General features: G+C 42.9%; 13 protein-coding genes. 3 read left to right on the forward strand and 10 right to left on the reverse strand.

Annotation, left to right across the window (positions count from 1 at the left end; translation table 11 throughout):
- Positions 1-114: 114 nt before the first annotated feature.
- From LPB220_RS08835 to LPB220_RS08850, 3 genes are all read right to left on the reverse strand, one after another.
- A complete protein-coding gene (locus tag LPB220_RS08835) occupies positions 115-525 on the reverse strand; it encodes a peptide deformylase (protein WP_049507051.1) in 411 nt (136 codons plus the stop codon).
- Between the two features lie 247 nt (positions 526-772).
- Entirely contained in the window at positions 773-1,672 is a 900-nt protein-coding gene (scrK, locus tag LPB220_RS08845) for a fructokinase ScrK (protein ID WP_003016958.1), read from the reverse strand.
- Positions 1,673-1,831: 159 nt separating this feature from the next.
- Positions 1,832-3,751: a sucrose-specific PTS transporter subunit IIBC gene (locus LPB220_RS08850; RefSeq protein WP_150906482.1), complete on the reverse strand. Its 1,920-nt coding sequence runs from the start codon at positions 3,749-3,751 to the stop codon at positions 1,832-1,834.
- A gap of 377 nt (positions 3,752-4,128) precedes the next feature.
- On the opposite strand from LPB220_RS08850, the gene LPB220_RS08855 reads away from it, so the two are divergent.
- Together LPB220_RS08855 and LPB220_RS08860 are read left to right on the forward strand one after the other, a co-directional pair.
- The gene (locus LPB220_RS08855) at positions 4,129-5,583 is read left to right on the forward strand and encodes a sucrose-6-phosphate hydrolase (RefSeq protein ID WP_150906484.1); all 1,455 of its coding nucleotides are present in this window, start codon (positions 4,129-4,131) and stop codon (positions 5,581-5,583) included.
- Complete coding sequence (locus tag LPB220_RS08860; RefSeq protein ID WP_070586938.1) at positions 5,564-6,529, forward strand: LacI family DNA-binding transcriptional regulator; 966 nt, start codon at positions 5,564-5,566, stop codon at positions 6,527-6,529. The genes LPB220_RS08855 and LPB220_RS08860 overlap by 20 nt, the downstream gene beginning before the upstream one ends.
- Before the next feature lie 234 nt (positions 6,530-6,763).
- Here the strand turns inward: LPB220_RS08860 and nusB are convergent, their stop codons facing one another.
- From nusB to uvrA, 7 genes are all read right to left on the reverse strand, one after another.
- Positions 6,764-7,195: a transcription antitermination factor NusB gene (gene nusB, locus LPB220_RS08865; RefSeq protein WP_003008602.1), complete on the reverse strand. Its 432-nt coding sequence runs from the start codon at positions 7,193-7,195 to the stop codon at positions 6,764-6,766.
- Positions 7,188-7,577, reverse strand: a complete 390-nt coding sequence (locus tag LPB220_RS08870) for an Asp23/Gls24 family envelope stress response protein (protein WP_003005404.1) — start codon at positions 7,575-7,577, stop codon at positions 7,188-7,190. The genes nusB and LPB220_RS08870 overlap by 8 nt, the downstream gene beginning before the upstream one ends.
- A 36-nt stretch (positions 7,578-7,613) precedes the next feature.
- Complete coding sequence (gene efp / locus LPB220_RS08875) at positions 7,614-8,174, reverse strand: elongation factor P (RefSeq protein ID WP_003005479.1); 561 nt, start codon at positions 8,172-8,174, stop codon at positions 7,614-7,616.
- A gap of 165 nt (positions 8,175-8,339) precedes the next feature.
- Positions 8,340-9,446, reverse strand: a complete 1,107-nt coding sequence (locus LPB220_RS08880; protein WP_118227869.1) for an SPFH domain-containing protein — start codon at positions 9,444-9,446, stop codon at positions 8,340-8,342.
- 8 nt (positions 9,447-9,454) lie between these two features.
- Entirely contained in the window at positions 9,455-10,438 is a 984-nt protein-coding gene (locus tag LPB220_RS08885) for a TIM44-like domain-containing protein (RefSeq protein ID WP_003008610.1), read from the reverse strand.
- Positions 10,439-10,494: 56 nt separating this feature from the next.
- Positions 10,495-11,562 carry a M24 family metallopeptidase gene (locus tag LPB220_RS08890; RefSeq protein WP_049471837.1) on the reverse strand — a complete coding sequence of 356 codons (1,068 nt, stop codon included), beginning with the start codon at positions 11,560-11,562 and terminating at the stop codon, positions 10,495-10,497.
- On the reverse strand, positions 11,559-14,384 hold the full coding sequence (gene uvrA, locus LPB220_RS08895; RefSeq protein WP_031576883.1) for an excinuclease ABC subunit UvrA: 2,826 nt from the start codon (positions 14,382-14,384) through the stop codon (positions 11,559-11,561). Before uvrA ends, LPB220_RS08890 begins: the two co-directional genes overlap by 4 nt.
- Before the next feature lie 121 nt (positions 14,385-14,505).
- On the opposite strand from uvrA, the gene LPB220_RS08900 reads away from it, so the two are divergent.
- Positions 14,506-15,450 (forward strand): magnesium transporter CorA family protein, encoded by a 945-nt coding sequence (locus LPB220_RS08900; protein ID WP_031576884.1) that lies wholly within the window; start codon positions 14,506-14,508, stop codon positions 15,448-15,450.
- Positions 15,451-15,455 lie beyond the last annotated feature (5 nt).

Raw genomic sequence — 15,455 nt, forward strand, 5'->3', positions numbered from 1 at the left:
TTAAGAACTTTAAAGTTACTATGAGAACTATTTTAACACAAAAAAGATCCCTGTCAAGAAAAAAGTTTCCATAAGAACTAAAAAAAGGAGCCGAATCGACTCCATCCTTCATCTTTAGATAATAATGCCTTCTAGATGATCCATTTCATGCTGACAGATCTGGGCCGAAAAGCCTGACAAATGAATTGTTTTTGCTTTCCAATTCATATCTCGATAGGCCACTGAAATCTCCTCATAACGAGTGGTCGGCCGACTCCCCACCAAGGACAAGCATCCTTCCTCTGTTTGGTAAGGCTTTTTCTTTTCAAGGAGAACCGGATTAAACAGGACCAAATTTTCACTTCCCATTCGGATGATAATCGCTCGCTTTTTCACCCCGATCATATTGGCTGCTAAACCGACACACTCAAGGAGATGAGCATTTAAGGTGTCCTGCAAATCCAAAGCCAAGGTGCGATCCTCAGGTGTCGCTTCTTCTGACTTTTGACCCAAGAATAAGACATCTTTTACAATATTCTTTTTCATTCCTTCCTCACTTCTTGATAGATAGACGAAAGAAGAGAGTGGGACAGAAATCGGTAATTCGTTAGAATTGGATTTCATCGTCCCACCTCCGCACAGTTGAGTAGGGCTGTAAAAGCTGATGAAATCGGCGTAGTAGAGCCCACTCAACCACTGCGTCTTGCTCGACAATCCAAAAATAATTGAGAGGCTAGGACTTTTGTCCCAGCCTCCTCGCTCTTGTTTCTAACCTCTAAGAGACAATTGCTGCTTATTTTTTAAGCTTTTCGCTCACTTCTTTTGCAAGGACAAAGTTCCCCAAGGTCGCTGAACCATTGCCGGCAACTGCAGGTGTCACAATATAATCTCTCACATCAGGTACAGGGAGGTAACCGTTCAAGAGGGCAGTAAATTTCGTGCGAACACGATCTAACATATGTTGTTGAGCCATGACTCCTCCTCCAAAGACAATGACGTCTGGGCGGAAGGTAACTGTCGCATTCACTGCTGCTTGTGCGATGTAGTAGGCTTGAATATCCCATACATTGCTGTTGAGTTCAATGTTTTCCCCACGAATACCCGTACGAGCTTCGAGACTAGGACCAGCCGCAAAACCTTCCAAACAGCCATTGTGGAAAGGACAAACACCCTTGAATTCTTTTTCCACATCCATTGGGTGTTGGGCCACATAGTAGTGTCCCATTTCTGGGTGCCCAGCTCCCCCGATAAACTCACCACGTTGGATGACACCAGCTCCGATTCCTGTTCCGATTGTATAGTAAACCAAGTTTTCGATATGACCACCCGCATTGTTGCGTGCGACCACTTCTCCATAGGCAGAACTATTCACATCTGTTGTGAAATAGATAGGTACATTCAAGGCACGACGGAAGGCCCCAACGATATCTACATTGGCCCAATTTGGTTTTGGAGTCGTTGTGATGAAACCATAAGTGTTTGAATTTGGATCGATATCAATTGGTCCAAATGAACCAATCGCAAGCCCAACTAGATCCTCAAATTTTGAGAAAAATTCAATACACTTATCAATCGTCTCAATTGGCTTGGTTGTTGGAAATTGTACTTTTTCCACAACATTATAGTTTTCATCACCAACCGCACAAACAAATTTTGTACCGCCAGCTTCCAAACTTCCATATAATTTTGTCATGTTGGCTCCTTTTTTATTATGAAAAATATCCTGTATTTATTATAGCATATTTTGTAGTCAATCTTTTTCTCTTCTCTAAAGAAAAAACACACTTTTTTTGAGAAATAAAATTCAAGGACTGGAGATGATAGACCAGTCCTTGAAAACTTATTGTTTCGATTAAGCTTTGACTTCGATGATCGCATCACCCTTCGCAACAGATCCAGTTGCAACAGGTGTGACAGAAGCATAGTCAGCTGTGTTAGTGACGATCACCATAGTTGTGTCTTCAAGACCAGCTGCGGCAATTTTCGCTGCATCAAATGTACCAAGGACATCACCAGCTTTCACTTTATCACCTTGAGCTACTTTTTGATCAAATCCTTCACCGTTCATTGATACGGTATCAATCCCAACGTGGATCAAGATTTCAGCACCATTAGCGGTCTTCAAACCGTAAGCGTGACCAGTTGCAAAAGCAATGGTTACTTCAGCATCAGCTGGTGCATAGACAACGCCTTCAGTTGGTTTGATGGCAATTCCTTGTCCCATCGCTCCACTTGAGAAGACAGGATCATTCACATCAGACAAAGCAACAGCTTGACCAACGATCGGAGAGATAATGGTTTCGTATTGAAGAGATGCTGGAAGAGCTCCAGTTGTTTCTTCTTCAATAATAGCTTCTGCTTCTTTGTCCTCTGCAGGAACTGATGAAGCTTCATCTTCATAACCAAACATATAAGTCAAACCGAAACTTAGGGCAGTTGTAAATACAACCATAAATACATATTTCAATAATTGACCGTTTAGATAGAGAAGCGTTCCTGGAATAATTGTAATACCAAATCCTGTACCAGCAAGATTTAACATAGATGCAATCCAACCACCTACTGCACCTGCTCCCAAAGCAATAACGAATGGTTTCACATAACGCAAGTTTACACCAAAGATTGCAGGCTCAGTAATACCTAACAAGGCAGAGATAGTTGCAGGAAATGCTAGAGCTTTCACTTTTTGAGATTTAGATTTCACTGCCACTGCTAAAGTAGCTCCAGCTTGTGCAGTCATAGCCGCTGTAATAATTGCATTAAATGGATCTTTTTTATCTGCAGTAATTAATTGTGATTCAAGAAGATTAAAGATATGATGGACGCCGGTAACGACAATCAACTGATGAACGCCACCAATAAGAAGACCTGCAAGACCAAATGGTAAATTCAAAATAAACTTAGTTACATTTAGTACATATTCTTCGATACTGTGGAAGAATGGACCAATAATAAACAAAGCGAGGAATGACATGATTGTCAATGTGAATAATGGAACCAATAACAAATCTAAGACATCTGGAATTTTCTTATGGAGCCACTTTTCAAGTTTCGCACCAATTAGACCAACGAAGAAAGCGGGAAGAACTGAGTTCTGGAATCCAACCACATGATGGAAGATACCAAAGTATGTTGCTGCTTTAGAAGGATCTTCCGCTACAACCCACGCATTTGGAAGTGTCGGACTAACCATCATCAAACCAATTACAATCCCAAGAACAGGATTTCCTCCGAATACTCGGAATGCAGACCATGAAATCAAGGCTGGGAAGAAGGCAAACGCGGTATCAGTTAAAATTGTTGAATAGGTATAAAAATCAGTAGATTTAAATGCATCTGCTGTTGTGCCAAACAAAGCCAAAACCTGGTCTTGAGCAATGGCACCACGAATCCCCATAAACAATCCAGTCGCAACAATTGCTGGTAGAATTGGAACAAAAACGTCTCCAAAGGTACGGATCGCGCGTTGGAACCAGTTTCCTTGTTTAGCGGCTTCTGCTTTCATTTCATCTTTTGATGATGTTGGTAAGCCAAGAGCTACTACTTCATCATAGATCTTGTTTACAGTACCAGTACCAAAGATGATTTGGTATTGACCTGAGTTAAAGAAAGCACCTTGTACTTTTTCAATGTTCTCAACAACATCTTTGTTGATTTTTGATTCATCTTTTACCATCACGCGAAGACGAGTCGCACAGTGAGCAACACTGCTAACGTTCTCAACCCCACCGATTGCATCGATGACCTGCTTTGCAATTTCTGTATTTGACATTTTGCAAAAATCTCCTTATTTTTTGTAATGTAAACGGTTAAATCGTTTCTACGTTTTTAATTGTACCACGTATTGAAAATATGTCAAGCGTTTTGCAGGATTTTTTTGAAACTTTTTTGGACTTTTTGACACCTTTTGACAGTATGAAACTATTTTCATTTTAAAACAGGCCTGTACTACGCTTTTTAGCACTTTAAATCAGACTTTTATTTTCATTTTCTTTCATATTTTCATAAATTTTCAACTTCTCCTCTTTTCTTCAGGCTGCAAAATAGCTGTCAATCGTTTGACATTTTTTGCCATTTTTTTCATTTATCGCTTGCATTTTTAATAGGAAATCGGTACTATGGAAGTAAGAAAAAATTCGGAGGAATAAAATGGAATGGACAACTGAACGTCGTTACAGACGTTACGAAGACTGGACAAAAGAGGAAAAGCAAGCCATCCAAGATCATATGGCCAAATCTCCTTGGCATACACACTATCATGTTGAGCCAAAAGCTGGTCTCTTAAATGATCCTAACGGTTTTTCCTACTTTGATGGAAAATGGATCTTGTTTTACCAAAATTTCCCATTTGGTGCAGCCCATGGGTTAAAATCATGGGTACAAACAGAAAGTGAAGACTTGGTTCATTTCACAGAAACTGGGGTAACGCTTCTTCCAGACACAGATCTGGATAGTCATGGAGCTTATTCCGGATCAGCCATGCAGTTTGGTGACAAACTATTCTTATTCTACACTGGAAATGTTCGTGATGCAGAATGGGTTCGTCATCCTTACCAAGTTGGTGCTTTGATGGACAAGGACGGAAAGATTGAAAAAATTGACAAAATCTTGATTGATCAACCGGCTGACTCTACGGATCACTTCCGTGACCCACAAATTTTTAATTTCAAGGGTCAACACTACGCTATCGTTGGTGGTCAAGACCTTGAGAAGAAAGGATTCATCCGTCTTTATAAGGCTGTAGATAACGACTATACCAACTGGGTTGCAGTCGGTGACTTGGATTTTGCAAACGATCGGACAGCTTATATGATGGAATGTCCTAACCTAGTCTTTGTTGGAGGCCAACCCGTTCTCCTCTACTGTCCTCAAGGCTTAGATAAATCAGTTCTCGATTATGACAATATCTATCCAAATATGTACAAGATCGGGGCAAGCTTTGACCCAGAAAAGGCCAAAATGGTCGATGTATCTGAATTGCATAATCTCGACTATGGTTTTGAAGCCTATGCGACTCAAGGATTTAATGCACCTGATGGACGTGCCTATGCTGTTAGCTGGCTAGGTCTTCCAGACGTTTCTTATCCAACAGATTCCTATGACTACCAAGGAGCTCTCTCACTGGTCAAAGAATTAACCATCAAAGATGGCAAGCTCTACCAATACCCAGTTGAAGCGATCAAGGACTTGCGCGCTGAGAGTGAGGATTTTGCCAACAAGGCTCAAACCAAGAACTGCTATGAATTGGAATTGCAGTTTGAAAAAGATAGCCAGAACGAAATCGTCCTCTTTGCCGATGCAGAAGGAAAGGGCTTAGCTCTCACATTTGATCTGGCTAAAGGATTGGTCACAGTCGATCGAAGCCAGGCTGGTGAGCAATATGCGCAAGAATTCGGTACGAGCCGTAGCTGCACAATCGCTAACCAAGCGACAACCGCTAATATTTTCATTGACAATTCGATATTTGAAATCTTTATCAATAAAGGAGAAAAAGTATTTTCTGGTCGGGTCTACCCACATGCAGATCAAAATGGAATCTTGATCAAGTCTGGAACCCCTACTGGAACTTACTACGAACTTGATTATGGTCGCAAAGCTAACTGATGTCGCCAAACTCGCCGGTGTCAGCCCTACTACTGTCTCACGGGTTATCAATAAAAAAGGATACCTATCTGAAAAAACGATCCAAAAAGTCCAAGAAGCCATGCGAGAATTGGGCTATAAACCTAACAATGTTGCTCGTAGCCTCCAAGGAAAATCAGCCAAGTTAGTCGGCTTGATCTTTCCCAACATCAGCAATGTTTTCTATGCTGAATTAATCGACAAACTAGAACACCAACTCTTCAAACACGGCTATAAAACCATCATCTGCAATAGTGAGCACGACTCCGAAAAAGAGCGTGAATACATTGAAATGTTGGAGGCCAACCAGGTAGATGGCATCATTTCAGGAAGTCATAATTTAGGCATTGAAGATTACAACCGGGTAACTGCTCCTATCATTGCTTTTGACCGCAACCTCTCCCCAGAAATTCCAGTTGTCTCTTCTGATAACTATGCTGGTGGAGTCTTAGCAGCAGAAACCCTGGTCAAAAGTGGTGCTAAAAAGATCATCATGATCACTGGTAATGACAACTCCAACTCCCCAACAGGCTTGCGTCATGCGGGGTTTGCATCGGTTCTACCTGAGTCCATGATCATCAATGTTTCTAGTGATTTCTCCCCTATTCGCAAAGAAATGGAAATCAAACAGATCTTAACCCAGCAAAAACCAGATGCTATCTTTGCCTCTGATGATTTGACGGCGATCTTGATCATGAAAGTCGCTAGAGAATTAGATATTCAGATTCCTCAGGATTTGAAAGTGATTGGTTATGATGGAACCCAGTTCATCGAGACCTATACACCTGAACTGACAACCATCCAACAACCCCTCAAAGACATTGCTATTCTCATGGTGGATCTTTTACTCCAAAAGATCGAAGGAAAAAAAGTAGCGACTACCGGTTATTTCTTGCCCGTTAGTCTCCACTCTGGAAAAAGTGTCTAAAACAACCCCTACAGTTCTATACTGTAGGGGTTATTATTCGTCAAAAAAAGGCTGGGCAAAAATTGTCTAGCCTTTTATATTTATTTTATATTTAATAGAAATAACTGTATGACGCAGTGGTTGATTGGCATCTTTGTTCGCCTTTTAAGCTCCAAAGATGACCTAATCAACTGTGCGGGGGTGGAAAAACGAACTCTTTTAACTAGTTGGAGTTCTTTCCCACTCCCTTTTTACTTATTCTTCTGTCACAAATTGACTGAGGACACCATTGACAAATCGTGAAGAGGTTTCATCCGAAAAGGCCTTGGCCAATTCCACCGCTTCATTGACTGCGACGATCTGTGGTGTATCAAACTCTGTCATTTCATAAATTCCCAAACGAAGGATGTTTTTCTCTACCAAGGTCAAGCGCTCAACAGTCCAGCCGGTTTTCAAATGTTGACCGATTTGTTGGTCTAGTTGATCTTTTGACTGATAGACACCCGTCACGAGATTCATGAGAAAGGCAGGAAGATCGACTTCTTTGTCTTCTGCTAGGTCCTTGTCATGTAGATAAGCAAAGCGACAAGCTTCAACAATGTCTCCATCGTATTCCAAGGCCATCAAGGCTTGGAAGGCGCGCTCACGCAAATCTCGACGTGATTCTAATAAAATTTCATCAGTCATTGAGGAAGTCCTCATTAAACAAGTCTTTCAAGTCCGGTTTTGGAGATTTTTCCGTTGCGATACCGACAACGTGAATGTTGACAGCATCCAAGGTTACATCTGCCATATCATAAACTGCAGACTTGACCGCTTTTTGAATGGCTACAGCGACAGATGGTACAGCCACTCCGTATTCTAAATAGAGATAGATGTCTACTGAAACTTGACCATCTTCTTCTGTATGAAGGTAGACGCCACGTCCAAGGGAGCGTTTGGATAAGCTATCTGAAACACTCTTGTTTTCAAGCGAATAGACACCCTCTACTTTTGCTGTCGCAATCGCAATAATTTTTTCTAATACACGTGGTGCAATAACGATGTCACCAAATTGTTCAGTTGCCATAGAAGTTCCTTTCTATTTGACACCCTGAGATGTCTCTTATGCACGAGAAACGTAAGTTCCTTCAGTAGTGTTAATGACCAATTTTTGTCCAGCTTCGATGAAGTCAGGAACGTTTACGACCAAACCAGTTTCCATTGTAGCAGGTTTACCAGAACCAGTCACTGTAGCACCTTTGATAGATGGTTGAGTTTCTGCAACAGTCAATTCAACAGTTGTAGGAACGGTTACACCGATGACTTCGCTTCCGTAGAATTGAATTTTTACTTCTGAGTTTTCAAGGATGTAAAGCAATTCTTGTTCTACGTTCACAACTGGAATTTCATATTGGTCATATGTTTCAGTGTTCATGAAGTAGGCTGTATCATCCATTTTGTACAAGTATTGAGCTGGAACAGTTTCGATAATCGCTTGTTCAAATTTTTCTTCTGGACGGTAGCTTGTATCAAATGTTGAACCAGTACGGACATCACGCAATTTCATACGCATGATAGTGTTTCCTTTACCTGGTTTGTGGTGGCTAGCTTCCAAAACGCGGATCAATTTTCCGTCAGCTGTTTCAAAAGTCATACCAGCTTTCAATTTACTTGCTTCGATCATGTTTTATTACCTCTTTTTTAAAAATAGATTACTCTTTATTGTAACACACTATTTGATTTTTCTCAAACAGCAATTTTCTCTTTTTAGGAAGGCTAGAAGGCGGAGAGAGATTGCAGGAACGAGCCCTTAAAATATCTATATTTCCAACTCCATCTTCTCTATTCCTTATTGGTCCACAGGCACAATGTTGCCATCAGCATCTTTGGTGACATGGACATATTTGCCATCTACTTCGATGTAGAAGGTATGAGGCTTGTCTTGCGCTGGAGAGGCTTGTTTTTGAAGGTCATTGCCAAGGGCCTGACCCAAGTTCATCCCCATAATCATGTTCATGCCATTGCCACCTTCATTTTTAGCAGCTGCGACCAAGGCTTCATTGCGAGCACGACGTTCTTCGATTTCAATGGTATTGTACTTCATCGCTGCCAATTCACTGTCCAGTTTATTGACCTTGGCCATACTGTCTGCATCGTAGCTCAAATCTTCGATGAGGACATTGGTTAATTCGATACCATATAATTCTGTCCAAGTCTTGTTGACTTCGCGTTTTGCAACTTCATTGAAGACGTCTTGGTCTGCATTGATATTGTAAATATCCGCTTTATTTTCTGCTGTATATTTTGAAATGGCCACTGCAATTTTTGGAGCCAGATTTTGGCGCAAGGTTCCCTGAGCCACATCTTCCAAGGTAAATGGCTTATCTGCAGTGATTTGACGACTGACTGCACTGATGTAAAAGAGTACAGGATCTGCCACTTTAACATCATAAAGACCATAAAAACGAATACTAAGAAGTTGTTGGTAACGGTCGCTAAAATACTCGACTGGATTTTGAGTGCCAAATTTATTTCCTGTAAAAGGTTGCATCCGCACAAAAATAATTTCTTGTTGGGTGACCACTTGGGCTCCAAAGGAGAAACGATTCTTGAACTGATCCCACGTTCCTTTCACACCACCCTTTTCAAACAACCAGGCATTTTCACCGGCTTGCCATTCGTGGCTCCCTGCTTCTAGAAGGTCTCCTAGAAAAGTTCCATTATTGACCAAGAGAGCAACATAGCCTTGGGGAACGATGACGACAGAACCATCTGTCAATAGGCCCGTATTTTGGTTACTCTGACGAGAGCGCCCATCTGGATCTTTGGTTAAGAGCTGTCCCTTAATGGCCAAAGCTGTTGCTGGAACAGCTTCTGGCAGGGTAATGGCTTCCTTAAATTTACTATCTTGAAAACTTGAAATGCCCGCTGAAAGGGCTGCTTTAATAAATCCCATACATTCTCCTATCTGTAGAATTCAATTTCATCCACAACTTCGTAGACATCCAAGACCCAATCTTTTGGATTGTGCTTCAAGGATGCTTGGCAATATTCACACTTGTCGATTGAATCGATCGTCAGTGGCGCACCACAGTTCGGACAGTGATCACTAACGACTTCTGAATTCTTAATGATCTCTGTCTGAGCTCCATGTTCACGGAGGAAGACCATGCGGTAAACGGTAAAGAGATCTTTGGTTGGATCCCCTTCGATCACACGACCCGTTTCATCATTTCGGATGTAATCTCTCATCGTCGAAGACAGAATAACTTCAATGCGGTCATTGCCTTCTGGATTTTCGATAAAGTCTTTGATCTTCGAATCTTCCACACGCACGCGCTCTAGAACATTGGTTGTTTTGGCGCGAATATGCTCTTGCAACTGCGTCAAGTGTTGCTCATAAAGACTGGTACTTTCTAAGTTCCGCACAGAATTCCAATCTTTTTCTGTCCAGGCAGACTGCAATTGAAGATAAACCAGCTTGACTTGCGACAAGAAGCGGTCTTCATCAAACATTGGATCCAATTTACGGATACGGCGAATCGCTTCATAGTTGTTCTCAATTGGTCGACCAGCCCGTTCTTCGGTTGTCCGTTTTGGACCACTATTTGAAGAGAATGATTCATCACTATCATTAGCCTCTTTTGCAATATTATAGATAAATCCAATCAATCCAACGATAGCAAAAACTGCCACTACACCACCAGAGTCTGTTCCAGAACTAGAACTGTAGCTACTGGATCCACCAGACCAGCTGCTGCCACCAGACCAACTACTTCCGCCATCGGACCAGCTACTGCCACTATCGGACCAACTGCTACCACCACCTGAATCAATCAAGCTACTGCCACCACTATCTGTATTACCAACACCAGCATGGGCAGAAGGAGCAAATACAAATAGCAGGACTACTAGAAGAATTCCAACTATTACACTTCGTTTTTTCATAGGCCTCTTTTCTTATCTTTGTTTGTTACACAGGGGTTAAGAAAATACTGTCTATTTTATAGGACAATCAATTCTTTAGGAGCAAGAGTCAAGACTTCACAGCCAGTTTCTGTGATCAAGAGGTCATCTTCGATCCGCACACCAGAGAGGCCTTCGATATAAATACCTGGCTCATCTGTCAAGACCATCCCTGCTTGAATCGCTTCTTTAGAAGTTTGGCTGAAGTATGGCTCTTCGTGGATATCTAGCCCAATTCCATGACCGATTCCATGCGTGAAGTATTGACCATAGCCGGCTGCCTCGATCACATCACGTGGGATTTTATCAAAATCACGGAAGCCAAGTCCATCTTTAGCCGCAGCAATCAAGGCTTGATTGGCTTTCAAAACGGTTTCGTAAATTTCTCTTTCCTTGTCGCTGACATGTCCTGCATAGATAGTCCGTGTCATATCACTGACATAGTGATCATACAAGCAACCAAAATCAAGGGTCAAGGCATCTCCTGCTGAAATGACCCGATCACTTGGAGTCGCGTGAGGCATGGCAGAGCGTTCACCAGCTGCTGAAATAATATCGAAAGATACACCAGAAGCTCCCAACTCCCGCATTCTAAAATCGAGGAAAGTCGCTGCTTCCAACTCTGTCGTTTTCCCTACCTTAATATAGTCTAAAATATCATGGAAGGCTTGGTCAGAGATGCTACAAGCTTTTTTAATGGCCGCAATCTCCGTTTCATCTTTAATCAAGCGCAATTCCATTACAAAGTTCGCTAGAGATTGAAGGCTAATGCCACTGAAAACAGAAGCCATACGGGCATGGTAGGCTACCGTCACTTCGTCCTCAAAACCAAGTTCTTTGATGCCAAGGTCCTTAACGATCTCTGCAGCTGCAGTCAACTCATCGCGGGTTTCCACAATCTCTACAAAGGGGAAACAAGTCGCATGGGCATGGATGGTGTAGCGCGAATCTGTAAAGAGGACCACGCGTTCTTCTGTCACCAAAGCGGTCCCGTTTGAACCCCAGAAATTGGTCAAATAATAAACATTTTTCAAATTGTTAATCAATACCGCTTTGAGGTTTTGGGCTTTCATTTTGTTTCTTAAGTTGCTGATCCGTTGATTCATTGTAATTTTCCTTTCAAATATTTTCCTGTGTAGCTAGCAGGATTTGCTGCTACCTCTTCTGGTGTTCCGGTCGCAATAATAGTTCCGCCACCGACACCGCCTTCGGGTCCTAAATCGATGATATGATCTGCTGTCTTAATGACATCCAAATTGTGCTCAATCACAAGGACCGTATTGCCATCATCCACAAATCGTTCTAAGACTTTGATCAAGCGGGAAATATCTTCAGTATGGAGTCCGGTCGTTGGTTCATCCAAGATATAGAAGGATTTTCCTGTAGAGCGCTTGTGCAATTCAGAAGCCAACTTCATCCGCTGCGCTTCCCCTCCTGAAAGAGTGGTCGCTGGTTGCCCCAGCGTTACATAGCCCAAGCCCACATCTTGGATGGTCTTGAGTTTGCGTTCAATTTTTGGAATGTGCTTGAAGAATTCAACTGCCTTATTGACCGTCATATCCAGCACTTCTGCAATATTTTTTTCCTTGTAGTGGACTTCGAGGGTCTCACTATTGTATCGACGTCCATGGCAGACTTCACAAGGGACGAAGACATCCGGCAAGAAGTGCATTTCAATCTTGATGATCCCATCTCCTGAGCAGGCCTCACAACGCCCGCCCTTGACATTGAAACTAAAGCGGCCTTTTTTATAGCCCCGAATTTTGGCTTCATTGGTCTGAGCAAAGAGATCTCGAATGTCATCGAAGACACCTGTATAAGTTGCTGGATTGGAACGAGGGGTCCGACCGATCGGGCTTTGATCAATGTCGATCAAGCGATCGATATGCTCAATCCCCTGAATGGTCTTGTATTTCCCTGGTTTTTCCGAATTGCGGTTGAGCTTTTGAGCGATGGCTTTTTTCAAGATGCCATTGATCAAGGTCGATTTTCCAGAACCGGAAACTCCAGTGACTGCGATGAATTTTCCTAGAGGAAAGCGCGCTGTGATATCTTGTAAGTTATTCTCACTGGCTCCTGTAATTTCAATAGAACGACCATTTCCTGAACGGCGCTCTGTTGGAACCGGAATCTTGCGCTTGCCGGACAAGTACTGACCCGTGATGGATTTGCTGTTGCGAGCCACCTGCTTTGGAGTTCCTGCTGCAACGATCTCTCCCCCAAAGACACCGGCACCTGGGCCGACGTCGATCAGGTAGTCTGCCTCTCTCATGGTATCTTCATCATGTTCGACGACGATCAAGGTGTTGCCTAAATCGCGCATTTTCTTGAGACTGGCAATCAGGCGGTCATTGTCCCTTTGATGGAGGCCGATAGACGGCTCATCCAAGATGTAAAGGACACCAGAGAGGTTGGAACCGATCTGGGTTGCCAGGCGAATGCGCTGGCTTTCTCCACCCGATAAGGTTCCAGCCGATCGTGACAGGGTCAAGTAATTGAGCCCCACATTGTTTAAGAAGGTCAAGCGATCTTTAATCTCTTTTAGGATCGGTCTTGCAATCGTAGCTTCATTGTCCGTTAAAACCAACTGATCCACAGCTTTTAAGTGGTCCGCAATTGATAGATCTGACACTTCCCCGATATGCATCCCCTTTTCTCCTCCGACACGAACAGAGAGAGCTTGGTCATTGAGACGGTAGCCATGGCAGGTCGCACAGGTCAATTCGTTCATATAAGAGCGCATTTGGTTGCGGGTGAAATCACTATTGGTCTCACGGAAACGACGGTGAATGTTGTTTACGACCCCTTCAAAAGGAATCTCGATATCCCGAACCCCACCAAACTCATTTTCATAGTGAAAGTGGAATTCCTTGCCATTTGAACCATAGAGAACCAAGTCCTTTTCTTCTTGAGAGAGATCTGAGAAAGGCTGATCCATATCAATACCAAAATGGATCATGGCCTGCTCCAACATCTGAGGATAGTAGTTAGAAGAGATCGGATTCCAAGGAGCAAGAGCTCCTTCGCGAAGGCTTAAGCGATCATCTGGCACCACCAAATCCAAGTCCACCTCTAGCTTAATACCCAGCCCATCACAGTCTGGACAAGATCCAAAAGGCGCATTGAAAGAAAAGAGACGGGGCTCTAATTCAGGAACGGTAAAGCCACAGACTGGACAAGCATAATGCTCCGAAAAGAGCAGTTCCTTTCCATCCATGGTATCAATCACCACATAACCGTCCGCTATCCGAAGGGCTGCCTCAATCGAATCAAAGAGACGCGAGCGGATGCCCTCTTTGATCACGATTCGGTCCACCACCACTTCAATCGTGTGCTGTTTGCTTTTAGACAGTTCTGGAACCTCTGTCACATCATAGATCTCACCGTCAACTCGAACCCGAACATAGCCGTCTTTTTGGACTTTTTCAATGATATTCTTGTGCTGGCCTTTTTTCTTGCGGATAATGGGAGCTAGAATTTGCAGGCGTTGGCGCTCTGGTAATTCCAAGACTTGATCGACAATTTGCTCAACCGAAGAAGCGGTAATAGCCCCATGTCCATTGATACAATAAGGCGTCCCTACACGCGCATAGAGCAGGCGCAGGTAGTCATTGATCTCTGTTGCCGTCCCCACTGTAGAACGTGGGTTTTTACTGGTCGTTTTTTGGTCGATGGAAATGGCTGGACTCAAGCCGTCAATAGAGTCGACATCTGGTTTTTCCATATTTCCCAAGAATTGCCGAGCATAGGCCGATAAGCTCTCCACATAGCGGCGCTGACCTTCTGCATAGAGAGTATCAAAGGCCAGACTGGACTTTCCAGAACCAGACAAACCCGTCACCACGACTAATTTGTCCCGTGGAATTTCCACGTCTATATTTTTTAAATTATGGGCGCGTGCCCCATGAATGACAATTTTATCTTGCATATTCTTACTCTAATCACCTTTTTGTTAACCTCCATTATAACAAATTTTTTAGTATTCTTTTATCCAAAACTGTCCTTTTTCTGATATAATGTTAAGGTGTAAAAAAACAAGGGGAGGCACCATGAAACAGGTCTTTTTATCGACAACGACTGAATTTAAAGAAATAGAGACGCTGGAACCCGGTAGCTGGATCAACCTTGTGAACCCTTCCCAAAGTGAATCGATGGAAATCGCCTCTGCTTTTAATATCGATATTGCAGACTTACGGGCACCACTCGATGCGGAAGAAATGTCCCGTATGACTATCGAAGATGAGTATACCTTGATCATCGTCGACGTTCCCATCAAGGAAGAGCGGAACAATCAGACCTACTACGTGACGATTCCGCTAGGGATTATCCTGACAGAAGAGGCTATTATCACGACTTGCTTGGAGAAATTGCCGCTTCTAGATATCTTTATCAACCGACGCTTGCGGAATTTCTATACCTTTATGCGGTCACGCTTTATCTTTCAGATCCTCTACCGTAACGCCGAACTCTACTTGTCAGCGCTTCGTACCTTGGATCGCAAAAGCGAGCAGATTGAAAGTCAATTGCACAAATCAACGCGTAATGAAGAGCTGATTGAGTTGATGGAGTTGGAAAAAACCATCGTCTACTTTAAGGCCTCTCTGAAAACCAATGAGCGCGTGATCAAGAAATTGACCAGTGCCACTAGCAACATCAAGAAATACCTAGAAGACGAGGATCTGTTGGAAGATACCTTGATCGAAACCCAGCAGGCCATCGAGATGGCAGATATTTATGGAAATATCCTGCACTCCATGACCGATACCTTCGCATCGATCATCTCCAACAACCAGAATAACATCATGAAGACCTTGGCCATGGTGACCATCGTCATGTCCATCCCAACCATGATTTTCTCTGCCTATGGGATGAACTTCAAAGACAATGAATTACCGCTCAATGGAGAACCAAACGCCTTCTGGCTCATCATTTTCATCGCTTTTGCCCTGACCGGGTCTCTCGTCGTCTACCTCATCCATAAAAAATGGTTCTAACACCT

Origin of the sequence: Streptococcus sp. LPB0220 (assembly GCF_008727815.1) — a bacterium.
Lineage (GTDB): Bacteria > Bacillota > Bacilli > Lactobacillales > Streptococcaceae > Streptococcus.